Source organism: Agarilytica rhodophyticola (assembly GCF_002157225.2).
GTDB lineage: Bacteria > Pseudomonadota > Gammaproteobacteria > Pseudomonadales > Cellvibrionaceae > Agarilytica > Agarilytica rhodophyticola.
Genome location: NZ_CP020038.1, coordinates 2,634,189 through 2,657,074, shown reverse-complemented (window position 1 = coordinate 2,657,074; position 22,886 = coordinate 2,634,189). Strand labels below are relative to the sequence as shown.

Genomic DNA, 22,886 nt, shown 5'->3' with positions numbered 1-22,886 from the left:
AGCAATCAAATAGTTCGTCCTGAACTATTTGATGAATACCATTGAAAACCTTAACTGTGCGAAGTTTCTCGATTTTCAATGGCTTGCATCGGCTATGCCGATGTTAGGGCATCCTTGCCCTATAGTAGTTAATCTGGAAAACAAGTTTCCCAGATTAACAGAAATGATAAGAGTTCTATATCATAGACATTCTGCTTTACAGTTTTTCGAAAGGAAAGGTTATGGCCCCGCTCTCAGATATCCGCACGCATATTGAGCAACATATTCATCAAGATGAGAATGAGTGTGTCGCTAATCTATTAGCGCTCAGTAAACTCGATCGTGCAGCGCGAGAAAGAATACTGAAACAATCGAGAGAATTAGTAATACGTTCAAGAGAGAGTAAAGACTCGCGTGGAACCCTGGACGCGTTTTTACAAGAGTTTGGCTTATCTAACAAAGAAGGCATCGCGCTTATGTGCTTAGCCGAATCGCTGTTGCGTATTCCAGATGCCGATACAGCCGATAAACTCATCGCCGAGAAAGTCGCGGTAGGCGACTGGCAGATTCACTTGGGCCAGTCCGACTCCCTGTTTGTCAATGCTTCTACCTGGGGTCTAATGCTGACGGGGAAAATTATTGAACCGGAAAAACTAAGTAAAGATGCACCTTGGTACAACAGCATGATTAGCCGCCTGGGGGAACCGGTTATCCGCACGGCAATGCTGCAAGCGATGCGTATTTTAGGCGGTCAATATGTGCTCGGCCGCACTATTAGTGAGGCCCGTAAAAGAGGCTATAAAGAAAACCGTAAAGGCACGCGTTTTTCTTTCGATATGTTGGGCGAAGGCGCCAGAACCGCAAAAGATGCAAATAAGTATTTCCAAGCCTATAGCGAGGCCATCCACGCCATAGGCAAAGCAAGCAAGTGTGCTAAAGATGATGATGTGAACCAGGCTGATGGCATTTCCATTAAATTATCCGCGCTTCATCCCCGCTACGCATTTTCTCATAAACAAAGGGTTATGGATGAATTACTACCTCGTATTAACGAGTTAGTGGCACTAGCGGCCGAGTATAATATTGGCTTAAATATTGATGCCGAAGAAGCTAACCGCTTAGATATATCGCTAGATTTATTCGAAGCCTTGGCAGAACAAGCAAAACAATTGCAGTGGAATGGTTTGGGCTTTGTCTTACAAGCCTATCAAAAACGTGCTCCGTATGTCGCTAAGTGGTTAATTGCCCTGGCACAAAAAAATAAACAAAAGTTTACTGTTCGTTTAGTAAAAGGGGCTTATTGGGATAGCGAAATTAAACACGCACAAGAGCACGGATTGGAAGATTATCCAGTGTTCACTCGCAAAGCTAATACCGATTTATCGTATCAAATATGTGCAGAACTATTACTCAATGCGCAAGGTTATATATATCCTCAGTTTGCAACCCATAATGCCTACACCATTGCACTGATTTATGAAATAGGCAAAAACAAACACTATGAATTTCAGCGCCTTCATGGCATGGGGCATTTGCTCTACGATCAACTGGTAGAGTCGGTGGAGGATACACCGTCTATTCGCGTCTATGCCCCAGTAGGTGCCCACAAAGACTTACTCCCTTATTTGGTAAGAAGACTATTAGAAAATGGTGCGAATAGTTCTTTTGTTAATCGCTTTATGGATGAGTCGACACCAGCAGATGCGTTAATTACCGATGTTTTTTCCACGGTAAGCGCATATCAGCCCTATCGTCATCCGAGTATTCAGACACCCGAGAAAATTTTTCAACACAGCCAACAACCACGCATTAATGCTAAGGGCATCGATATTGATAACGGTGCTGAAATAATTCCTCTACAAAAGCGCTTAATAGATTTTGGTCAACATCACTATATAGGTGGAGCTATTGTTAATGGCGAAAAAATAGAAAGCCAGCAAGCGATTCACTCCCCTGCCGATGGCTCTCTTGTGGGTTATTCAAGTGAGGTAGGCAGTGAAGATATAGAGCAAGCCTTAGCAAGCGCACACGCCGCTCAAGCACAATGGGATAAATGCCCGGCGGAACAAAGGGCGTTAATTCTTGAAAAAATCGCCGATGGTATAGAGCAACAACAACCCGAGTTTATGGCACTAATATGTTATGAAGCGGGACGTACAATCGCTGATGCCATTAGCGAGATTCGAGAAGCGGTAGATTTTTGTCGCTACTATGCGCAGCTGGCCAGACAGCACTTTGCCACCCCCCACATGATGCCGGGGCCGACAGGAGAAACCAATGCTTTAAGCTTACACGGTCGCGGAATATTTTTGTGTGTCAGTCCGTGGAATTTTCCACTGGCTATTTTTACCGGACAAATTGTTGCCGCTCTGGCTTCCGGTAATAGTGTGATTGCTAAGCCGGCTGAACAAACACCTTTGGTTGCCTCTAAGACTATTGAATTAATGCACAAAGCTGGAATTCCCAAGGAGGTGCTGCATCTTCTTACTGGCGGCCGAGAGCTCGGCGCACAGCTTGTCGATGACTCCCGTATTGCCGGCATCGCCTTTACTGGCTCAACGGCTACAGCAAAACATATTCAGTTGCAATTAGCCAAAAAAGAAGGCCCCATCATCCCCTTTATTGCCGAAACAGGTGGTCAAAACGTGATGATAGTGGATTCCACGGCATTACTTGAGCAAGTTGTAGATGATGTTATTGCCTCTTCCTTTATGAGTGCCGGTCAGCGTTGCTCAGCGTTGCGTGTCTTATTAATTCAAGAGGATATCGCCGATAACTTAATCGACATGTTAAAAGGTGCCTGCGATGAAATTACCATCGGTCAACCATGGCAGCTAAATACCGATGTGGGTCCTGTAATTGACAAAAATGCCCAACAAATGTTGTTAACACATATTCAAAGAATGCAGCAGGAAGCTAAAGTTATCTATAAAACAGAAAATAATAGGCTTCCATCATCAGGTACTTTTGTTGGCCCACATATTTTTGAATTGGATAGCCTTAAACAACTTAACGGAGAAGTTTTCGGGCCAATCCTCCATATTCTACGCTACAGCGCAAACAAGCTTGACACTGTTATCGATGATATTAACGCCATGGGCTACGGCTTAACACTGGGCTTACATTCACGCATTGAGAGCAAAGCAGACTACATTTTTAGCCGAGCAAAAGTAGGCAATACCTATGTGAATCGCAACATGGTTGGTGCTGTGGTAGGCGTTAACCCCTTCGGTGGGCAAGGGTTATCGGGTACAGGCCCCAAAGCCGGTGGCCCCCATTATTTATTTCGTTTTGCGACTGAAAAAACACTAACAATAAATACTGTGGCAACAGGTGGCAATGCGCAATTGCTCTCCCTAGAACAATAAAATGTGCCTAGACAAAATGCTCAATAGTCGACAGGCTTCAATATCGACGTCATAAATGTAATATTAAGCTACGGCACTTATTGATAAGTGCCAATAATAATTACTCCATTTACGATCGAGCTCAACAGCAAGAGCCCCGACATTTTATTGCTTAAAGCAATAAAATGTCGCGATCTTATAATCTTTCTCCCTTCCTCCGAACTTATTTTTTAAGATCGCACTAACACAGCACACACCTAACTTAATAAACTTAATTTAAAGATTATAAATAATGGCAGACATATATTTACCAAGATTCGGGGCAGTGACAACGGATCGAGCTTCACAAATATTTTCAGATTCGACTACTTGTAAAAGTAAGTATCATAAAGCAATTTCTCATTCACCAGTACTTTCACAAGATAACACCAGACTAAATAGCCTTCTAGAGCCATTAGGAATGAAGGACAATGATAAAATTTCACGATCCGAACAATATACTGGGCTTTCATTAAGTGGCAAAAAAGGCGCAATTAGAACACATAAAAGCATATCTTTACCGCCTAATATCACTAGAGAAGCAGCATACCGCGCTTGCTGCCATATAGAAAAATTAATGAACGAATGGGCTCATAAGGATATCAAGTGGGAGGGAGAAGGTTTAAATCTTAGCCTCACACACAGAAGTTTTCCTTTACAAAATATTCCCGATCTCAGAGTAACCGGTAGCGTCTTGGATATTCGTCCTGGGCATCATGTAATGATCGAGGAGAACTATCCAGACGAATATTCGACTCAAGATCATTATCAGCTTTTTAGGTTAAAAGAAGGAAAAAAAGGAAACATTGAAGTTCACTATAACGCTATTATTATGAACCAGAAAAAAGATGAAAATAGTTCAACCATTAATAATAACGCTTTATTTAATCGAATGTTTTTCTCTTATGATTATGCATCAAGACAAAATAACATGTTGAAAGATTTAAAAAATATGGCAATCGAAGAACAAAAAAAAATTGATGCAGAAAACCAAAAAAATAATTAAGTAGCTGACGAGATTGCTCTCATAGATGAATCGATATTTAACCCAAGAAAAATACCGGTTCATCGAATATACTAAACAAGAAAAGCTGTCAATATAGACCTAAAAATTAAAATACACTCTTCATAATCACTGTGGTTTTCATGTAGCAAGATTGCTATTCCAAATATCACGATGGTATTTCCATTGGCCGTTTACCTTTTTCCAAACAACAAGATACTTACCAATATCGGCGACTGCTCCCCCTTTTTTCATAAGGTATGAACCCACTTCAATCGCGGTATCATCGATGAAGTCCAGCTCTATGGTTTCTAAATTTGCATCGGTAATACCTGCATCCAATACCCCCCGCCAATAGCTGTTAATGGCATCTTTATCAGCAAGTGTTTCGCCGTGAGGTTGGAGCATTTGACCTTCACTGGTATAAATCGAAGCTAAACGCTCAACACTGGTTTCATCGGCATCACGTATTGCCGTTTCCACACCTTTGTTAATTTGCATAATCGCCTCAGCATCAGGCGAATGTTGAAATGAATTCATGCGCGTTATCTCTTATTAAAAAATTTTTTGTATTGGGCCTTGTTCAATAGCAAGATTTCCACTTTCTTTCCATACTGAAAAAGAGCCATCAAATAGAGCCGCATCAATACCTAAAACTTTAAGAGCGATAAGAATTACTGTGCCAGCATAACCTGAGCCACAGGAGGATATTAATTTAGCTCGATCAATATTCGATATTTTTTTATTAAATATAGCCCTTATAGATACCTCATTTTTAAACAAACCCGAAACATCATCCAATACAGAAAAGTAAGGAATATTGATGGCGCCGGGTATATGACCTGTATCTGATTTTGAGGGATCACCCCCATAATTAACAGGACCTCGCGCATCAATCAAAGATACATTGTCTGCCCTATTTTTAATACGTTCAAGGCCGACACTTAAATCACTGCGTTCAGATACTAAGAAGCGGCCTTCTTCAACATAGCCAATCGTTGTCGTTGTAGGAAAATCTTCCGCAATCCAGTATTGCCAACCGCCATTAAGTACTTTGACATTTGAAAAGCCCCAGTAACGCATCGCCCACCAAATTCGACCTGCTAACATATGATGATAGTCATCGTATAAAACTACCAAATCGGTTTCAGATATTCCCAATTCCTTAAATGCCTTCTGGGCATCTTTTTTTGAAGCGATTGGGGCTAAGCCAATAGGGAGATCTTGCTGCAAAAAATACTTAGTCCAATCAAGATAGATTGCAGCCGGGATATGCCCTTTTAGGTAATCATCATAATTACTTACTGGCGGCGCACCCCAATTGCCTCGAATATCAAAGACTTTGACATTTTTTTTGTTTAGCAAAGGTTGTAATTCTAATGCTGAAATAAGCGGAGAAGTATTGTCAACTATTTTCATAGCAGTACCTCTGTCCTATTGTTTTTTTGATATATCATAGGGAACAGCATCAAGAGGTTTTTCGTATGCGACAAACATGACACATTCAATATTGCTTGCACAAAAACCGTCGTGAGGTAATTGTTCAGGGCCATAAGCAAAGTCCCCTGATTTCAAAATAGCTTTTTCTTGACCTTGATAAATAGTATGGAATTCACCAGAGATCATAACCATATGCTCAGCTGAAGTATGGGTATGAAAAGGAATTTTAGCCTTACTTGGAAATTTCAGAAAAATATCCATATTGTCGCCACCTAATTGACCATGTAAAACGGCAAATTTACAAGGCAGAAAGTCAGGGCAGTTAAGCCATTCAAGCTTGGCATTCGCCAAAGAGAAAGACATAGCTTTTTTTGACGGTGAAGATTCTGCTGAGACTATCGAAGCAATAGTAAAGCTAAATAAAAAAAAGCTTGTCTTTACTATCTTTGACATTAAATTAAAATTAGCAATCATAAAAATTCTCAATAATTAATTTAGAGCAAGTAAAAGTTAGGCCACTGCACCATTCAAAATTGCACGGCTTTCTTCAAGGGTAATAGCTTGATGTTCACCTAACTTTGTCATACCGTGCAGCTGTAGCCGCTTAATAATTTTCTCAATCGCTTCTTGCTTGGTTTCTACATGTTCAGTCAATTGAGTGCGAACATTCAGTTGCTGATAAAAAGATTCGATTTCTTGAACAGTTAACTCAGCAAGATCATCACGCTGAGATAGGCCAAATACATTGCGCCCCATTTGCTCAAGTTTTCCTTTCTTAGCAGTTAGTTGATTACGCAATAATGACGGTTGGACAATCGCCAGTGAACGTGCATGATCGACGCCATATAAAGCGGTGAGTTCATGTCCAATCATATGCGTAGACCAATCCTGTGTAACACCCAAACCAATAAGACCATTGAGAGCTTGATTAGCAGCCCACATTAAGTTAGCTCGCCACATATCATCTTGCTGATTAAAGTTGTCTGCGATGTTCTTTAGGCTTTTTAATAATGCTTCAGCGTATCCTTCTTGTACCAGTGCGCCAGTTGGAAAGGTCAGATATTGTTCACAAACATGCACCCAGGCATCGACAATGCCATTAACAAGTTGTTTTTCTGGTAATGTTTTCATTACATCAGGATCCATTACCGCAAATACCGGCTGCACATAAGCGCTGGCAAATGCCAGTTTATCTTGAGTTTCCGCTTTAGTAATAACAGAGTTGGCATTAGATTCTGAGCCAGTCGCAGGCAAAGTGAGAATGGTGCCTAAAGGCAAGGCCTTTGTGATAGTGTATTTGCCTTCAAGTATGTCCCAGCCATCACCCTCATAACAACTTGCAGCGGCAACATATTTAGCACCATCGATGACAGATCCACCTCCTACCGCGAGGATGTAATCTATATTTTTACTTTTGGCGATAGCCACGGCTTTATCCAAGGTTTCTTTGGTTGGGTTTGCTTCAATACCACCAAATTCAAGCCATTGGTAATTACTCAAAGCGGCTTCAACCTGGTCGTAAACACCGTTCTTTTTAATGGAACCAAAGCCGTAAAGCACTAGTACACTGCTATCCTTGGAGATTAAGTTTTTTATACTTTCAATTTGTCCTTGACCAAATTGAATTTGAGTAGTGTTTTGATAAGAAAAATTCATTTATTTTATCTCTGTATTTTTATTTCAAGTGTAAGGCGTAAAACATTATAACTTTACTATATGGGCTAAATAATCTTCTGCGGATTGGTCTATATCCCGTTGCGATGCTTCCAGAGCGCTATAAAATACAAATGGCGGTAGATAATTCATCTGTGTTAGTTCAACTGTTTGTTGAATGGGCTTTAGAAACTCACTCATAGAATAATTATTTTCTCCCCCCGCCTGATAGGATTGCCCAGAGCAACCTGTAGATATAGCTAATACTACCGACTTGCCTTTTAGCGCTTCACCACCAATACCGTAAGCCCATTCATAGGTCAATATATCGTCGACCCACTTCTTCATTAGCGGCGGCATGGAATACCATAAGAAAGGGAATTGAAAAACAATAAGCTCGTGTTCGCTTAGCAGCCGTTGCTCTCTAACCACATCAAATTGCCAGTTTGGATAATTGGTATATTGTAGATTCAAAGTTACATCACGATACTTTCTAAGAACTTCAACCCATGTAGCATTAACACTAGATGCTTCTATATTGGGGTGAAAAACATTGACTAAGATTTTCATTTTACTTCCCTAGATTTTAAATTCTGTCTAGATAATAGTTGTCTCCGTTAAGGCGTTTATGCTTTCTAAACAGAACCTGAAGACCGAAAGTATAAGAAGTGAAGATAATTCAGGGATAATTATTTCATTACTGTTGTATATGTTTTGCTAACAATTCTCCAGCCGACATTTAGTTTCAACAAAGTTAGGTAATCGTAGAAGTCTCGATCGGGAAGATCGAGGTGTACTTTTGCAAAAGCCATATCGTTGGTCACTTCAATCTGCATAATTTCACCCTTGTGTGGAGGAACATTACCCGCTAAAACCATCTCAATGAGGCTGTCACGGGGTTGAAACTTTACATTGCCATCTTCATCAAGTGAATGTAAGTTAGTACTTGAATAAAATGCCGCTTGAATACGCTCTCTGGCAATCTCTGGACGGCTAATACCTGTTAAATAATTGTTTACGGCGGTTTTAACAGCCTCTTGTTCGGCATTGCTAGACATATTTATTTCTCCACGATTTGTTGTTTGAGCAAACTGGCTAGATTTTAAATTATTAGTGCTTTTTTCATTAGCTGAAGCAAATGTAGATAATACAATTGCGATAAAAATACATGCATTTAGTAATTTAAATTGTGTAATCTTCAAAATATCTTTCTCCACTTAACATTTAAACGGATGAGATTTGTCAAAATATCTCCGCCATGAATGTAAAGCTCAAATGCATTACTCATGACCTGAAAATATTGTAATCATCTTGTCTGAGAATAATAATAGGGTATTTTTGCAAATAACTATTGCAGCTGAGCAACAATAGAGATTACTAATACAGAGCTAGTGACTTATTTTTTAATCACGTATAGAGATGGCCTTAGATAAAGTATATTGAAAAGGATGGTGGAAATAAGATTGATTCAACGCATAGGTTTTTGCTGAAACCACATGACGTGTTTCAGCGAAATTGATATAGATTAAGGTGTTGCATCTATTGATATGAGCGAGGAGTTTTTAACCGGGCAACCATTCCAGTATAGCTTTCCCAATATCCTCGGGAGAATCCTCTTGAATAAAATGAAGCCCCTTTACCGTCACTTCTTTTAAGTTCGGCCAAGTACGCACAAAATCTCTCGCATATCCCGCTAAGAATGCGCCAGGCTCAGCGTTGATAAATAGTTTAGGTAGATCTGAGGATTGGGATAAGTACTGCGCGTAGTTTGCAATTAAAGCAACTGTTGCTGCAGGTTCACCTGCAATGGGCAGTTGTCGGGGCCCGGATAACATCGCCCTTCGCGCTTCTCCTGCCTGGATAAATGGCCGACGATACTCATTACGTTCAATATCACTCAATGGTCTAGTCACAGCAGCAGGCAGTAATGTTTCGATAAAAAAGTTATCCTCTAAAACCATTTTATCCCCCTCTTTAGAACGCAAACGTCCAATGGGATCATGCAGATCTTTGGGGAAATCATCCCAACTGGGAAAAGGTGTCACAATGGCCTCCATAAACGCGATTCCTTTAACCGACTCTCGATGTTGGTTAGCCCAGTGAAAGCCAACCCCAGATCCCCAGTCATGAAGTATTAAGATCACATTGTGTGTGACACCAACAGCCTCCAAAAGCGCAAAAGTGTAGCGACAGTTCTCCTCTAAGGAATAATTACTATTGTCGGTACTTTTGTCGGTACTTGCCAACTTTTCAGAATCCCCCATGCCAATCATGTCGATCGCTATTAAGCGGCCTCGGCCCTCTATATAAGGCATGATATTGCGCCATAGGTAAATCGACGTTGGATTGCCATGTAAAAAAACAATTGGATCGCCGGAGCCAACATCCACGTAAGCCATCTTCTTACCTAATACGGTTTTGTATTGTTTGTCGTATGGCAGCGTTTCTGAATTACCCTTCATGTGATTATTTTGTGTCATTTTATAAATTTCCACTCATTGCTGTTAGCAAAGCCAAATTAATATATGATTGAGTCATACAATAATTCAGATAGAAAACCTTGTCTATATATTTTTATGAGCGAGTCATATATAGTAGAAGGTATGAACAATGAACATTACCTCGGGAATCTTATTGGCGCCTTCGCGACCAACATTGCCAACCGCATCGAAGAACAGGTCGCGACTTTGGGAGGGCGAAGTCTAAATCACGAATCTGCACTGGTGGCAATTCATTATCACCCCAATGATACGATTGATACCTTAAGCAAGGTACTAGGACTATCTCATTCCGGTGCCGTAAGGCTTGTAGATACGCTAACAAAAGAGAATTTAGTTGTGCGCCATAAGAGTACTGCGGACGCGCGCTCTGTGGTGCTCTGTGTAAGCCAGAAAGGAAAATTGCGCGTGGAAAAGATATTACAGGCACGCCAAAAAGTAACGGCGCAAATACTGTCACAATATAGTGAGGAAGAAAAGCAAGCTATCGCCCAACTACTAGAGCCTGCTATGAGCAAACTGGCGAAAGAGCCTATTGCCGCAAGACGCGTTTGCCGGTTATGCAATGAAGATGTATGCCGCTCAATGGGGTGCCCGGTAGAAAAATCGGTACACGTTTCTTCAATGTAATTTAGTTATGCGTTATTGCTTAACTGTTCACCCAATACAAACATACGTTGGATGAATAAGTAAACGTGCAAATAAAAAAACCGCTTTCAATAAAATTGAAAACGGTTTTTTATGAGCATCCTTAAAAATAAACTACTTATAATATCCTATAAGAACACTCCATATTCACTTTCTGTTGTTAATCAATCCCCAAAACTGCTTCTGTATTTCCGTATATTAACAATCCTTCAAAACGCGGTACTACTTCTTCGCGCCAGTAGTATATAGTCATCCCTGACAATAATTCCGTTTATGTCCCTTTTCCCTAACACATCCTAAAACACACCACTACATATCAACTTTAATACACAATATCCGTATTTTATTCGCCTTATCCGTAGCATCTAACACACACATAACACACAACTCTTACACAATCTCCAACACAAATTCCTAATTTTTGTGCTTAAAATTCCATTTAACTTTATAAAAAATCCTTCTCTTCCTATTCCTAACCACACTACTGTTACAAAAAACTCTTGTAATACATCAATTCCGTTTAATGAAAAAATTCCTATAACCCTATTTCAATTCCTTTGTTTTTTTCTTATCACACCATCCTTTTTCCAACACTTCTCTATCACACAACAACACACTAAATATTCAAACGTCCTTGTAGTACAGGGTTATTCCTTTTGCTCCAACACACACTAACACTTCAACACTACTATCTACTTTCTCAACATCCATGTAGCTTTGATTTTCATCCTAAGCTCCAACACTTCAAAAACCAGAGGTATCCATTACACAATATACATATAGCAAAAGCTAAGCCAACATTTAAAAAAAGGTAAACATCTTGTAAATAAATTAAAAATAGCGTTTTCTGAACGGTATTTTTTAAACTTAACGTTTACCTTTATAAAAAAAATGCCAAATGCGTCTACTTTTTAATTTGCTTCAGCTAAATAAAATACAAAAAAGACACAAAATAACTTTGTTTTTTTCCACAATTAAGCTCTAAAAAATCATGCTCTTTTAAGTAAAAATAAATAGAGAAACACAAAATCAAAATATTAGATAGATTGATAAATTAATCGACACGCACAACCCAAGCCAAGATAGAGAAATGAGGCAGAGATTTGCCATGAACCAATGAAAAATGAGCTAAGCGCTTGATAAGTATAGGGAAATGGCTATTTAACCCGCTATTTTTATCACTTAATGACAAGTATTTAGCTAAAGTGCAGTGATAACAATTCCGTCACGAGAGTGGATTTTAGGTAAGGGAGAAGAGTTATCTACAAATAGATACAAAGGGGTTAAGAAAATCTCACTGCCTAGGTAATAAGCGTGATAGCCATCATATGTATGCCGGTTTGGAATATGATGTATCGAGACTTAAAAGGATCAATCATAGCCTTATATTCCAGACATAGCGCTAGGGAAGTTATTGTAATATTAGTCGACACATACGCCACAATAAGCAATATCATGCAGCTTGCAGCTTCGATCTGCAGGCATACTAGCCCCCTATCCTCAGCTCACTATGCTCAGCAAGAGGATTACAGAAGGCAAGAAAACAAAAAAATAAATAAGCTTAAATGAGTTCGGCGAGAACACCCAAAATAGGCGCATCAGTTAGCCACCATCCCACAAAACAAATAATTGCAGCGAAGGTAATTAAGCTAAAGTCAGCTATGGTACAGTGATAGCCATGTTTACTAGCGTAGGCAACCATCACAGGGTGAGAGGCGATACTGGCGAAAGCCAGAGCAACAATCACGCCTGGAGCACCCGCCATCCAGCCACCCAATAAAATCGAGGCAATCAAAATCACGGCACTTACTGCGCTAAACTTCATTTGGCTAAAAGAATCCCCACAGGCAAGCATAAAAGGCATTAGAGTTCCTGTAAGCGCCCTGCCCACCTGCCCTAAAGCGAGAATTTGCAGCATCCAACCACCGTCGAGATAGCGATCATCATAAAAGCCTTGAATTATTTTATCGCCAATTAACGCGACCACCACACACACCACCATATAGGCAGCGTTGAGCATATTGCGTACTCTTTTAATTTTAGAGTGATCACTGTTAGTGTCATCGATAACCTGCTTAAAATAAGGATGCAAAATACGAGTAGAAAAGTTAACAGACAGCAGCGCCACAATCGCCGCCCAAGTGGCCGCGACCGAATAAATCCCCAACTCACCCATCGTTAGAAAACTTCCTAGTATCAGACGGTCGCCTTGCACCGTGATATAGGAAATAGTCGATGATATAAGAATCCACTTGCCAAAACTGGTAAGGGTTTTAACTGCTTTTTTATCCCAGGCAAACTTACTATGATGTCCCTTGAAAAGCACATAGCTCAGTATTACGTCTAATACAGAAGCAAATACATGGCCGACAACCAAGGCCCAAATACTTTTCCACCACCACGCGCAGACAATTACTACCACAAGCCCTGCTACCTGCACACCCAAGTCCACTAACATTTGCGCTTTGAGATCAAGACGCTTGTCATAGGCCAGCACGGCTATAGATTTAAAACCAGTAATAAAAGTGCCGCAGGCGATCACCATAAGCACCGGGGCTAATACAGCTTCGTCATAAAAATTTGCTAGAGGGAACGCGATGATCGCCGCCAGTATTGCAATTACAGCGGTGCGGCAAATCTGCAAAGTCCAAGCCGTGCGCATAAATTGAGGGTCATTGATGCGATCACTATTAACCACACCCTCCCTAAGACCGACATCAGATAGCTGGCCTAGGCCAACAAGGACAGCAGTTACGATGGCCATAATACCGAAGATCTCGGGAAACAGCAGACGCGTCAGAATCAAATTACCAAATAGGCGAATGACTTGATAACCGCCACTACCCAAAATCACCCAAAATGTCGCCTGAACAGCAGGAGAAGATTTTAAACTACGCACTCGCTCAGCGACTTGTGCAGGTGAACGAGGCAAAGATGATAAAATTGATTTCATGTAACAGCATTCCTAATATGCTAAAAAATCACCATTTAATGTGGCCGTTATCATACCGTATTTCTTTGAGCAGGCTCTAAGTCAGCAAAAGAAACAAGCGCCGCTTTAGCATCTCACTATTCATTTGCACACATAAACCCTTATGCACTATCGCTAAGTGCTAGCTTTTAAACAGGGAATTTACATCGAGAAAAGAATTCTCATAGAGCCAATCCACGGTATGTCATGTCATTCCATTTATTGCTACAGGATGAGTAAATAACTGCTGCGAAGTTTAAGGGAAATTCGCTTTAGAGAAAAGCACTGCATACACCACTTCTTTTCCACAACGATGATTTTCTATCAAGAAAAATGCCCTATACCAGAGATTAATCCAAGAGTATAGACTCAAAATTCAGCCTGTGAAATTTTTTGTGTGGATAAAAATAATCGTATTGCAGGCACGAAATAGAATATAACAAAATTTAGACACCAAGCGCCAAGCCATGCTAGCCGTGGCCTGTAGCCAGATACCCCAAGTTTATCCACAGTCCTATTCTAGATATTGTTGATATCTTTATGATGAAAACTCCAGCAAAGCGATTAGCAATATGCCAATTTTTTTGTTTAAAAAAATACTAGCGCCTACTAACACCACACTCACGTACCACGCCATTTTACTAATAGTAAATATAGGTTTATGTTATCAACTCAAGTAATGGGGAAATAACAATGGCTTACGCTGCAGACTTTTATATACAGGAAAATATTATTGGCTATACTGGCGACAGCCAAAATAAGCCTACCGTCTATTTTAGATCGGGCCACAAATTCGGGCGAATAACCCAAGCCTACCCGGACTCAAACTACCAGGGCAGAAGCCTAGTAAGAGAATATACTGATTACAGCATCAGTAATCGCCCACCTAAGGGCACAGCGGAAGAATATTATAATGGCGAAGTCCGCCATTGCAGTCGCTATCCATTTATCCCCGTAGATGACAATGACTCACTTAAAGCAGTATTAGCAATAGCCATCGCTTCATATCCCTACAAGAAGCCTATCTACAGTAAATAGCCTGATAATAGAATTAAAAAAGAATAGTCTTGTCCTATGCTTACTTTTAAAATTATTGGCTAATTATAAAATGGTCTCTTTTATATAGTGTATGATTTGCGAGCAAGCCAAAGAGCCATAAGAGAAACATATGAAATATTTAATAACAGCGTTACTCTTTATATATTCACTACAGACCCAAGCAGGGAAAGTGGATGATGGAGTGATCACAAAACTCGCCATCAACAAAAACATTGGCAATACAGTGTTTATATATACCAACGAAGCCAAGGATACAGACCCTCAGTGCCAAACCAATCACGCCTGGCGTTATGTTTTGGAACTACAAACAGATATAGATAAATCCCTGTTTTCCATGCTATTAGCCGCAAAAGCCGGTGGAGCAAAAGTGCGTCTCAACGGCAATAGCCTTTGCGACACATTTTCAAGTGTAGAAACGCTTCGTTATGTGGAAATTAAACCTTAAGTGATTTATCAACAAAAGATAAAACCACCTTTCTTAATTATTCAAACACTAATTTATTATTATTTCTTTTTACCCGATGTTTGATCTGCTGCTGCATAAAGTCAAAGCCTCCCACTTTGTGCAGGAGTGTATCTACACTTTGTTTTTCTTCACCGTGTAACGAGTGATAACAATCCAACACTCGCTGCACTTTCCATTGATGGAAGCTTAGCATCTTGCGCTTACCTGCCACACCCGCAATTGTAAAATCACATTCACCCAACGCCCTAGGAATTGGCTTATGGTTATTATCACCGGCGGACTGATGGGAGCTTTGATGGTTATAAAACTCGGCAATAGCTGCAACGGTGTTGATTAGCACAGGCCATTGATCTCGAAACATACCCGTTAAGAGTGGTAATAAGGTTTCCGGTATTTCATCGTTGGTAGGTAACGCTCCGACAGGCTTGGGAGGCGCTTTAAGCTCTTGATCCCAGCGTACAACATTCGCAGCTTTTCCTAAAATCATTTTTTTGGGAGCAGGATCATGAAGTAAATGACCTGAAAGTGGCCCCATAAGTGCGAAATCACCGAGTGTGGCTGCATCACCTAACAAATAACGGTGTTTGGCAAAATGTGCGTCTAGCTGCACTAATACTTCTTGTTCGAACCACTGTTCAATAGCATCACGTGTTTGATCGTTAACACCAAGCATAGGTAAGTAACCACTGAACTTTTTACTAAGCTTGCGGCCGACAAAATTCTGCACAAAGTGAGGCATGCGAGGAAAAGCCACTTGCCCAAACTCGCGGTATATTTGCATTGAATTATCATGATTCCAGCGATAGTGCATCGCGGGAATCACCAGCCACTCATCGGCAAAAAGCTCGAATAAGTAGGAGACCAGTTTTTGCTTAGGGCCAATAGGAATCACCGGGCGCTCTGTCTCGCGTGCTTCAATCGTATCGATAATGGCTGATGTATCTTGAAAGTAAGCTCCGTCAGGCATCTTAACTACAGGTATAAAGCGCACCCCAGTATTGGGGATAATGATATTTTTATACACCTTTAAAGAGGAGAAAACCTCATTGAACTCTATATTTTTATAGCGCAGGTAGGCCCGAGCTTTACCCGTGTAAAGTGAAAACTCTGTACCGTACAAGGTGTAATTTTGTGACATAACGGTATGCTCTTTGAATTGTTGAAGTAGATGAAATATGAGAGTCAAGACCCTACAAGCCATGGCGATATAAGTTATAGCGGCTTAGCTTATAGCTACCCTTTGACATATATTATTATTTTTTATAAACCAGCAAGACTACACATCATACTCTTCAGGCCCAGATGCTCACACTACTTTTTCTTCAATCAGACGGTTTTAGTGCGATATGTATTTTTTTTAGCCGTTGTTCGCGCTTACTGCACTTGTGAACCATAATTAACCTAGTGCCTCCTTACGAGTAACAATGAAATGGACAAAACCTTAGTATTTATAGCAAAGAAGGCCGAAAATACATTTTTTTATATCGAAATAAGATAAGAATTTTGGACATTAACTGCTAATTCAAAGAAGCTAAAGAAATTAGAAAAACAAAGGTCATAGAAAGGTTCACTTAGGCTATGCTCAAAGAAAATATTGCTGTCATCATCAGTATTGAGATTGCAGCTATATTGCTCGTCGTTTGCTTTCTTCTCCTGTATAAAATCCGTTCGCTAAGGGAACTGGTGAAAAAGTTACAGAGCAGAATGATGGAGCTTGTCAATAAAATAAAGAATATGCACCTGCTGTCGAAGAATGATGCCCAAGAGAAAGATGAGCGCACCTATATCTTCCACGTCAACGAAGAGCTTCTGAAAACCAGAAAGTACCATGCACAGCTCAACTCAGAACGCGATATCACCTTGGATATATCACCAGATACAGAGCTTCCTAAGCGAGCTGCCGCCTTGCGTCATGCGGTATTACTTGCTGAAAAAGAAGCCATACACAATACCGAACAGGGAGAAGAATCACCCGACTGGTTATCGATTGGCAAACGATATCAACAAATTTTCTCTTTTTATGAAGACTACGCCACACAAGAAGACAAGGCCCCACAATTAGAAGAGAACACAGAACAGATTGAGGTACTGAACCAAGAACTGGAAAACGCCAAGAAGCGTATTGACAACCTTTCTCGCTTTCAAACCATGTATTTCGATTTAGAAGCCCAATGGAACGCCAGTAAAGATCAGGCCGACAGCTACTATAATAACATCAGCAATATGATTGCCAGCATAGATGGCGGAGCAGAAATTGAAGAGGCCTTAAAAAACTATCGCAATGTTTACAATGATTTTGAAACGATTATTCATCGAGACATAGATGGGCCTGCAAGTGGCACCACCACGATAGTGGAAAGAATTGAGGTCAGAGACGAACAAACAGTCAATGAACTGCGCCAATTACGGGAGGTAACCGCCGGTCAACATCAAACGATAGAGGAACTGCAGGCAAAACTTGTTGCTGCTGACTCCCAGGAAGAACGCACACAAATTATCACAAGCTTGCAAGACGAACTGGAAAAGCAAAAACGTTTTATGCAGGAAGCGGATACATGTATTCAACTGATGGAGGATGAGCTAAATAACGCGCAAATTGAAGTAGACGCCTTACATCGCCGGCTAGAACAACTTCCAGCCGTACAAAACGAAATTGCGACGCTAGAGAAACAAAATGATATATTTAGAAGAAAAATAGAATCGATCTCCGCTGAGAACGAGCAACTTGTCTTACAACTTGAACAACAAAACGTCAATACAACCATCAGCAGTAATGAAGACACATCAAAAATCAAGCAAGAACTGCAAGAGTTGGAAACGCGCTATGCCAACTTAGAAGAGAAATTCCTCGATCTAAAAATGAGCCAGTAGCGCATCATATGGGTATCTCAAACAAGCGCAATGCCTTGCAAGTTTAACACTCCCATTTCGTGGTTAATACAGGTGTTTGAATTTCCATTATCAGTTTCTATTATCCTAAAAGTCCTACACGACAATCAAATTGACTATATCGGACAGTAAAATAGTGACTATTTAGTAGTTAAGGCGCTATTTAAGTAAGGAATTAATAGGTACAATTAAAACCAATGACCATCTGATAACTTAATGCAAAAAGAAAGGAAAACTGGCTGGACGCAATAACTAAAAAACAGTACCCCATGAGTCAAACAAAAAAAACAGCCGAATCTAGCCTAAGCTCTTCACCTTTACAGTCACGACAAAATGACGTGCGCACCATTATTTGTTTTGCAGCTTCAACAACAGTAGTGGCAAATAATTATGATTCTTGGGCAGCATTATCGATACTAGACATCATACTAATGATAGGAGCCTTTGTTTACACTCTGGCGACCTACATTTTTTTAATCAAACGTAATAAAAGCGATAAGTACCAAGACTTATTTAATAATATTACAACGATCGATGCCGCTGTTATTGGTTTTATTTTAAGCTTTATACAGTTTAGTATTTTACCAACCATGCTGTTTATCATCATGATTCAGTTTAATAGCCTGATTAATGGTGGTATACAAAAATGGACACGTGATAATTTAGTATTCGTGCTGGGCGTGGTTGTAACATTTTTGCTGTGGCAACCACAGTGGGATTTTTCCAATAATCTGGCCATCGGAATTGTTAGCCTGATCGGTGTTTTTACCTATTTTTGCATTTATGCTATTCACCTTAATCTGCATATTAAACGTCTGGAAGCTCATGGCAAAAAGCTTGTTAGTGAGCAAGTTCTGCATAAGCTACGTACCTTTAAATTGTCACGTTATCTCACACCAACAGTGTGGCGAGCGGTTAATCAAGGACAGGAAAGAATATTGAAGGCTGAGCGTAAGCCTGTCACTGTATTTTTCTCTGATATCGAAGGTTTTACTTCTTTATCAGAAGAACTTGAATCGGAAGCGGTGACCGATATTCTCAATAATTACTTAACAGAGATGACTAAAATTATTTCCCATTTCGGTGGCAACATCGATAAATTTATGGGCGATGGCTTAATGGTTCTCTTTGGTGACTCACAAACGAAGGGGGTAAAATCAGATTGCGTGAGATGTGTCTGCATGGCAATACAAATGCGCAAAAAGATGAAGGAGTTACAAACAAAGTGGTATAACCAAGGTATTAAAAAGCCTCTGCGCATTCGAATGGGAATAAGTTCTGGCTACTGCACTGTAGGAACTTTTGGCACCAATAATTACGCTTACTACACAGCCTTAGGTACTCATGTAAATTTAGCTAGCCGACTGGAGTCGGCCTCTGAAGCAGGTGAAATCTTGATATCACACGAAACATGGTCACTCGTTAAAGATGTTGTTCTCTGTCGCGACAAAGGTGAAATCAACGTCAAAGGTTTCAACTACCCGACCAAAGTATATCAAGTGGTAGACCAGCGTAAAAACCTAGGAAAAAACCAAAGCTACTTTGAAGAAAATGCCGAAGGATTCTCCATGCATTTAGATTTGGATAAAATACGCAACTACGATAAAGCAAATATTATTGCATCTCTTGAACGTGTGGCCGAGCACGTAAGAGATAAAATTATCTAATGCTTATTCCCAATTACTGCCGAGGCAAACGCCCGAAAGGCAGTCCTACCTCAGCACTTGAGCGATATGGATTGATATCTAAGCCCCCTCTTCGGGTATAGCGCGCAAAAACACTTAAAAAAGATGGCTGGCACTTGAGCATAATGTCTTTGAAAAAGGCTTCAACACAACTTTCGTGAAAATCTTGATGGCCTCGATAGGAAACAACATAGCGTAAAAATGACTCAGGTAAAATCTCTTTACCTGAGTATTCAATCCAGACTGTCGCCCAGTCAGGTTGTCCGGTTACAGGACAATTACTCTTTAATAGGTGACTGTATAACTGCTTACGCTCCACATGCTTTGACGAACACTCAAGTAAATCTGGGTTTGGCTCGTAGCAATCCACAGCAACATCTAGTTGGTCAACACAATAGCCACTTATAGCAGCAACTTGAGGAAAATCCTCTACGCCATAAATACGTACATCAACACTGTCTTGTACACAGACGGATAAATCCTTCTTTAGTACCTCAGCGACAATATTTCTTGTCGCGTATGTCATCTGATTAAAGGAGTTGAGGTAATATTTAAACGACTTTGACTCAATAATATTTGCCGAGTGCGCAGGAAAACTAAATTCGGCAATCGCCACTTGAGGTACACCATTAGAATTTAACCACGACAACTCAAATGCGGTCCAGAGATCGAAACCCTTGAATTCCGGCACCTCATCGCCCCACAACGCATCACGCGCCAAACGCCTGGGAATAGGGTCGAGCAAACCTGCATCATAGGTTTGCGGGTAATCAAGGTCTCGGCCAAGTTTACTATCCTGATGAGATGTTTTATCCGTCATAGCTTTACGTCCGAAGTTTTTTGCCGCGGTCAAGCAAGTACATACAATAAGCAAAGAGCACTGCAATAAAAATCAGTATACCGATAAACGATACTGCAATACTCACATCAGAAACGCCCAAAAAACCATAGCGAAAGGCATTCACCATATACAATACAGGGTTCAATTGCGAAACGCCCTGCCAGAATTCTGGAAGTAAATCGATGGAGTAGAAAACACCGCCAAGATAGGTCAAGGGGGTTAATACAAAGGTGGGAATAATTGAAATATCATCAAATGAATTAGCATAAATAGCATTAATCATTCCCGCCATTGAAAACAACAGTGACGTCAAAAAGATAACAGCCACAATAACCGCAACATTGTGAACATGTAACTTGGTAAAGAAAAACGAAATAATGGTCACAATCCCACCAACAAGTAATCCGCGCAGAGAGCCGCCCAAAACATAGCCACATAAAATCACATAATTGGGCGTCGGACTAACCAGCAGCTCTTCCACACTTTTAGTAAACTTAGCACTATAAAAAGAGGACACCACATTTGCGTAAGAATTACTAATCACCGACATCATAATGAGGCCAGGCACCACAAAGGACATATAATCATAGCCCCCCATCTGGCCAATCCTAGAGCCGATCAAGGAACCAAAAATGAGAAAATACAGCACCATGGTGATAACAGGTGGAATGAGCGTTTGCACCCATATACGCAGGAAGCGTCTAATTTCACGGCGAATAATGGTGAGAAATGCAATAAACTGCTGCTGTGCACTCATTTCGCCACCGCCTTATCGTTAGATTCATTCACTAGTGATACGAACAATTCTTCCAGTCGATTCACTTTATTACGCATACTTACCACATCGATAGATGCCGATGACAAACCTTCAAATAACGCGTTGAGGGACTGGCCCTTATCCACTTCTACTTCCAAGGTGGAATTATCCACTTTGCTCAGGTTGTAGCCTGCCACTTCAGGACAGGTTTTAATTTCAACTTGCGTATCCAAAATAAATACTTCTTTATTTAGTTGCTTCAAAATATTTTTAATACTGGTATCTTCAACAATCTCACCGTGATTAATAATGGCGATATTGCGACACAGGCTTTCTGCCTCTTCTAAATAATGTGTGGTGAGAATAATGGTGGTACCCGCTGCATTGGCGCTCTCCAAAAACTCCCACATGGAGCGGCGCAATTCAATATCTACGCCTGCCGTAGGCTCATCTAAAATCAATAGCTGAGGCTCGTGAACAAAAGCACGAGCAATCATTAAACGACGTTTCATGCCTCCAGATAAATTGCGTGCCGCATCATTGCGTTTTTCCCATAAACCCAATTGCTTTAAATATTTCTCGGCACGTTCAAGTGCTAGGCTTCTAGGCATACCGAAATAGCCTGCCTGATTGAGCACAATATCCTCAACCTTCTCAAACATGTTGAAGTTAAATTCTTGCGGCACAACACCGAGATACTGCTTGGCAGTGGAGAAATTTTGATCAATATCATGACCAAAAATACTTACCTTCCCCGCCGTTTTTTTAACAAGTGAAGAGATAATACCAATAGTGGTGGATTTACCGGCACCGTTTGGGCCTAATAATGCGTAAAAATCGCCTTTCTCTACCTTTAGATCGATTCCCTTCAGGGCTTCAAAGTTGTTCCCATAAACTTTGCCTAACCCTTGTATTTCTAGTGCCAAGGTCATATTGTAATCTCACTTAAACCCGCCAGGAAGTAGTGCTGACGTATGTCCGATAAAAATCTGTCCGAAAAAAGTTACCAACAATACCATCAAACACTCATTGAAACACTCGCTGAACACATTAAACGAACGCCCCCTTTCAATGGTGACGTCTTAGATGAACTTCAAGCCCTTTTTCTAGAAAAACTTGACGACATTTTAAGCAACCATCCAAACCAGCAGGATGTTTCAGACTCTGGTCAATGGTTGCTTAATCATATTGTTTCAAACTACCAACAACTCATGCCCGCTGTGCCAAGGGATCTATTTTGGTATTTTGGCGGTGATTGTTTGCACTTTTTGGAAGACCATGAAATTAGCCACTTCCAGCAGCTCGATGAGGCATTTCACGAAGCCAGGTCTCATACGGATCAAGCGGTGAATTATGAGCAATTGGTGAAGCAGTCTAAAACTGATATCGAAGGTTCTTTACATTAATCTTGTACCCTTTTTTCTCGCGTGAAATATATTTGCCAGTGAAACCACTGGCCCCACAAAAACTGCCACAATGCCCTGGCATGAAGATATCGATTTAAACATTTCGAACTTTCTATTTTCCCTGCACACTTACGGATGCACCTCAGAACTAAATATACATTATTTAGTTTATAGACTCATAACTTCGTGTAACTTCAAAATATAA

At 40.5% G+C, this 22,886-nt stretch carries 20 protein-coding genes; 8 read left to right on the top strand and 12 right to left on the bottom strand.

All coding sequences use genetic code 11. The features are described 5' to 3' along the window. Nucleotides 1-221 precede the first annotated feature (221 nt). Nucleotides 222-3,347 carry a bifunctional proline dehydrogenase/L-glutamate gamma-semialdehyde dehydrogenase PutA gene (putA, locus tag BVC89_RS11240; protein ID WP_086931274.1) on the top strand — a complete coding sequence of 1,042 codons (3,126 nt, stop codon included), beginning with the start codon at nt 222-224 and terminating at the stop codon, nt 3,345-3,347. A gap of 271 nt (nt 3,348-3,618) precedes the next feature. Next, nucleotides 3,619-4,371, top strand: coding sequence for a hypothetical protein (locus BVC89_RS11235; RefSeq protein WP_086931273.1), 753 nt, complete (start codon nt 3,619-3,621; stop codon nt 4,369-4,371). Between the two features lie 138 nt (nt 4,372-4,509). Here the strand turns inward: BVC89_RS11235 and BVC89_RS11230 are convergent, their stop codons facing one another. The 7 genes from BVC89_RS11230 to BVC89_RS11200 form a co-directional block, all read right to left on the bottom strand. Then, the gene (locus BVC89_RS11230) at nt 4,510-4,908 is read right to left on the bottom strand and encodes a YybH family protein (protein ID WP_086931272.1); all 399 of its coding nucleotides are present in this window, start codon (nt 4,906-4,908) and stop codon (nt 4,510-4,512) included. A 15-nt stretch (nt 4,909-4,923) separates the two neighbouring features. Next, entirely contained in the window at nt 4,924-5,787 is an 864-nt protein-coding gene (locus BVC89_RS11225) for a sulfurtransferase (RefSeq protein ID WP_086931271.1), read from the bottom strand. A gap of 15 nt (nt 5,788-5,802) precedes the next feature. Then, the gene (locus tag BVC89_RS11220; RefSeq protein ID WP_216825130.1) at nt 5,803-6,282 is read right to left on the bottom strand and encodes a cupin domain-containing protein; all 480 of its coding nucleotides are present in this window, start codon (nt 6,280-6,282) and stop codon (nt 5,803-5,805) included. Between the two features lie 36 nt (nt 6,283-6,318). Further along, complete coding sequence (locus BVC89_RS11215; RefSeq protein ID WP_086931270.1) at nt 6,319-7,464, bottom strand: iron-containing alcohol dehydrogenase; 1,146 nt, start codon at nt 7,462-7,464, stop codon at nt 6,319-6,321. A gap of 45 nt (nt 7,465-7,509) precedes the next feature. Then, nucleotides 7,510-8,031, bottom strand: coding sequence for an NAD(P)H-dependent oxidoreductase (locus BVC89_RS11210; RefSeq protein ID WP_086931269.1), 522 nt, complete (start codon nt 8,029-8,031; stop codon nt 7,510-7,512). 119 nt (nt 8,032-8,150) lie between these two features. After that, nucleotides 8,151-8,663, bottom strand: a complete 513-nt coding sequence (locus BVC89_RS11205; protein WP_216825129.1) for a nuclear transport factor 2 family protein — start codon at nt 8,661-8,663, stop codon at nt 8,151-8,153. A 360-nt stretch (nt 8,664-9,023) separates the two neighbouring features. Then, nucleotides 9,024-9,941, bottom strand: coding sequence for a haloalkane dehalogenase (locus BVC89_RS11200; protein WP_245929378.1), 918 nt, complete (start codon nt 9,939-9,941; stop codon nt 9,024-9,026). A gap of 123 nt (nt 9,942-10,064) precedes the next feature. On the opposite strand from BVC89_RS11200, the gene BVC89_RS11195 reads away from it, so the two are divergent. Further along, on the top strand, nt 10,065-10,589 hold the full coding sequence (locus BVC89_RS11195; protein ID WP_086934588.1) for a MarR family winged helix-turn-helix transcriptional regulator: 525 nt from the start codon (nt 10,065-10,067) through the stop codon (nt 10,587-10,589). Nucleotides 10,590-12,168: 1,579 nt separating this feature from the next. On the opposite strand, the gene BVC89_RS11185 is transcribed toward BVC89_RS11195, so the two are convergent. Continuing rightward, nucleotides 12,169-13,560, bottom strand: a complete 1,392-nt coding sequence (locus BVC89_RS11185) for an oligosaccharide flippase family protein (protein WP_086931267.1) — start codon at nt 13,558-13,560, stop codon at nt 12,169-12,171. Nucleotides 13,561-14,271: 711 nt separating this feature from the next. Between BVC89_RS11185 and BVC89_RS11180 the strand changes: the two genes are divergently transcribed. Beyond that, nucleotides 14,272-14,616 carry a hypothetical protein gene (locus BVC89_RS11180; protein ID WP_086931266.1) on the top strand — a complete coding sequence of 115 codons (345 nt, stop codon included), beginning with the start codon at nt 14,272-14,274 and terminating at the stop codon, nt 14,614-14,616. Between the two features lie 130 nt (nt 14,617-14,746). Further along, a complete protein-coding gene (locus BVC89_RS11175; RefSeq protein WP_086931265.1) occupies nt 14,747-15,082 on the top strand; it encodes a hypothetical protein in 336 nt (111 codons plus the stop codon). 37 nt (nt 15,083-15,119) lie between these two features. Here the strand turns inward: BVC89_RS11175 and BVC89_RS11170 are convergent, their stop codons facing one another. Further along, complete coding sequence (locus tag BVC89_RS11170; protein WP_086931264.1) at nt 15,120-16,241, bottom strand: glutathione S-transferase N-terminal domain-containing protein; 1,122 nt, start codon at nt 16,239-16,241, stop codon at nt 15,120-15,122. 545 nt (nt 16,242-16,786) lie between these two features. Between BVC89_RS11170 and BVC89_RS11165 the strand changes: the two genes are divergently transcribed. Then, nucleotides 16,787-17,974, top strand: coding sequence for a GumC domain-containing protein (locus tag BVC89_RS11165; protein ID WP_158657881.1), 1,188 nt, complete (start codon nt 16,787-16,789; stop codon nt 17,972-17,974). 287 nt (nt 17,975-18,261) lie between these two features. Then, nucleotides 18,262-19,659, top strand: a complete 1,398-nt coding sequence (locus BVC89_RS11160; RefSeq protein WP_086931262.1) for an adenylate/guanylate cyclase domain-containing protein — start codon at nt 18,262-18,264, stop codon at nt 19,657-19,659. Nucleotides 19,660-19,672: 13 nt separating this feature from the next. Here BVC89_RS11160 and queF read toward each other — a convergent pair whose 3' ends face one another. The 3 genes from queF to BVC89_RS11145 are packed head-to-tail and all read right to left on the bottom strand — an operon-like array spanning nt 19,673 to nt 22,207. Then, nucleotides 19,673-20,497, bottom strand: a complete 825-nt coding sequence (gene queF / locus BVC89_RS11155) for an NADPH-dependent 7-cyano-7-deazaguanine reductase QueF (protein ID WP_086931261.1) — start codon at nt 20,495-20,497, stop codon at nt 19,673-19,675. 4 nt (nt 20,498-20,501) lie between these two features. Then, nucleotides 20,502-21,275: an ABC transporter permease gene (locus BVC89_RS11150; protein ID WP_086931260.1), complete on the bottom strand. Its 774-nt coding sequence runs from the start codon at nt 21,273-21,275 to the stop codon at nt 20,502-20,504. Beyond that, entirely contained in the window at nt 21,272-22,207 is a 936-nt protein-coding gene (locus BVC89_RS11145; RefSeq protein ID WP_086931259.1) for an ABC transporter ATP-binding protein, read from the bottom strand. The genes BVC89_RS11150 and BVC89_RS11145 overlap by 4 nt, the downstream gene beginning before the upstream one ends. Before the next feature lie 42 nt (nt 22,208-22,249). Between BVC89_RS11145 and BVC89_RS11140 the strand changes: the two genes are divergently transcribed. Next, nucleotides 22,250-22,681: a PA2817 family protein gene (locus BVC89_RS11140; RefSeq protein ID WP_086931258.1), complete on the top strand. Its 432-nt coding sequence runs from the start codon at nt 22,250-22,252 to the stop codon at nt 22,679-22,681. Nucleotides 22,682-22,886 lie beyond the last annotated feature (205 nt).

Coding starts and splice junctions, on each gene's coding strand:
- BVC89_RS11215 (WP_086931270.1), bottom strand. CDS start 7,464: ATGAATTTTTCTTATCAAAACACTACTCAAATTCAATTTGGTCAAGGA.
- BVC89_RS11140 (WP_086931258.1), top strand. CDS start 22,250: ATGTCCGATAAAAATCTGTCCGAAAAAAGTTACCAACAATACCATCAA.
- BVC89_RS11220 (WP_216825130.1), bottom strand. CDS start 6,282: ATGATTGCTAATTTTAATTTAATGTCAAAGATAGTAAAGACAAGCTTT.
- BVC89_RS11235 (WP_086931273.1), top strand. CDS start 3,619: ATGGCAGACATATATTTACCAAGATTCGGGGCAGTGACAACGGATCGA.
- BVC89_RS11170 (WP_086931264.1), bottom strand. CDS start 16,241: ATGTCACAAAATTACACCTTGTACGGTACAGAGTTTTCACTTTACACG.
- BVC89_RS11185 (WP_086931267.1), bottom strand. CDS start 13,560: ATGAAATCAATTTTATCATCTTTGCCTCGTTCACCTGCACAAGTCGCT.
- BVC89_RS11175 (WP_086931265.1), top strand. CDS start 14,747: ATGAAATATTTAATAACAGCGTTACTCTTTATATATTCACTACAGACC.
- queF (WP_086931261.1), bottom strand. CDS start 20,497: ATGACGGATAAAACATCTCATCAGGATAGTAAACTTGGCCGAGACCTT.
- BVC89_RS11200 (WP_245929378.1), bottom strand. CDS start 9,941: ATGACACAAAATAATCACATGAAGGGTAATTCAGAAACGCTGCCATAC.
- BVC89_RS11145 (WP_086931259.1), bottom strand. CDS start 22,207: ATGACCTTGGCACTAGAAATACAAGGGTTAGGCAAAGTTTATGGGAAC.
- BVC89_RS11180 (WP_086931266.1), top strand. CDS start 14,272: ATGGCTTACGCTGCAGACTTTTATATACAGGAAAATATTATTGGCTAT.
- putA (WP_086931274.1), top strand. CDS start 222: ATGGCCCCGCTCTCAGATATCCGCACGCATATTGAGCAACATATTCAT.
- BVC89_RS11230 (WP_086931272.1), bottom strand. CDS start 4,908: ATGAATTCATTTCAACATTCGCCTGATGCTGAGGCGATTATGCAAATT.
- BVC89_RS11150 (WP_086931260.1), bottom strand. CDS start 21,275: ATGAGTGCACAGCAGCAGTTTATTGCATTTCTCACCATTATTCGCCGT.
- BVC89_RS11210 (WP_086931269.1), bottom strand. CDS start 8,031: ATGAAAATCTTAGTCAATGTTTTTCACCCCAATATAGAAGCATCTAGT.
- BVC89_RS11160 (WP_086931262.1), top strand. CDS start 18,262: ATGAGTCAAACAAAAAAAACAGCCGAATCTAGCCTAAGCTCTTCACCT.
- BVC89_RS11195 (WP_086934588.1), top strand. CDS start 10,065: ATGAACAATGAACATTACCTCGGGAATCTTATTGGCGCCTTCGCGACC.
- BVC89_RS11225 (WP_086931271.1), bottom strand. CDS start 5,787: ATGAAAATAGTTGACAATACTTCTCCGCTTATTTCAGCATTAGAATTA.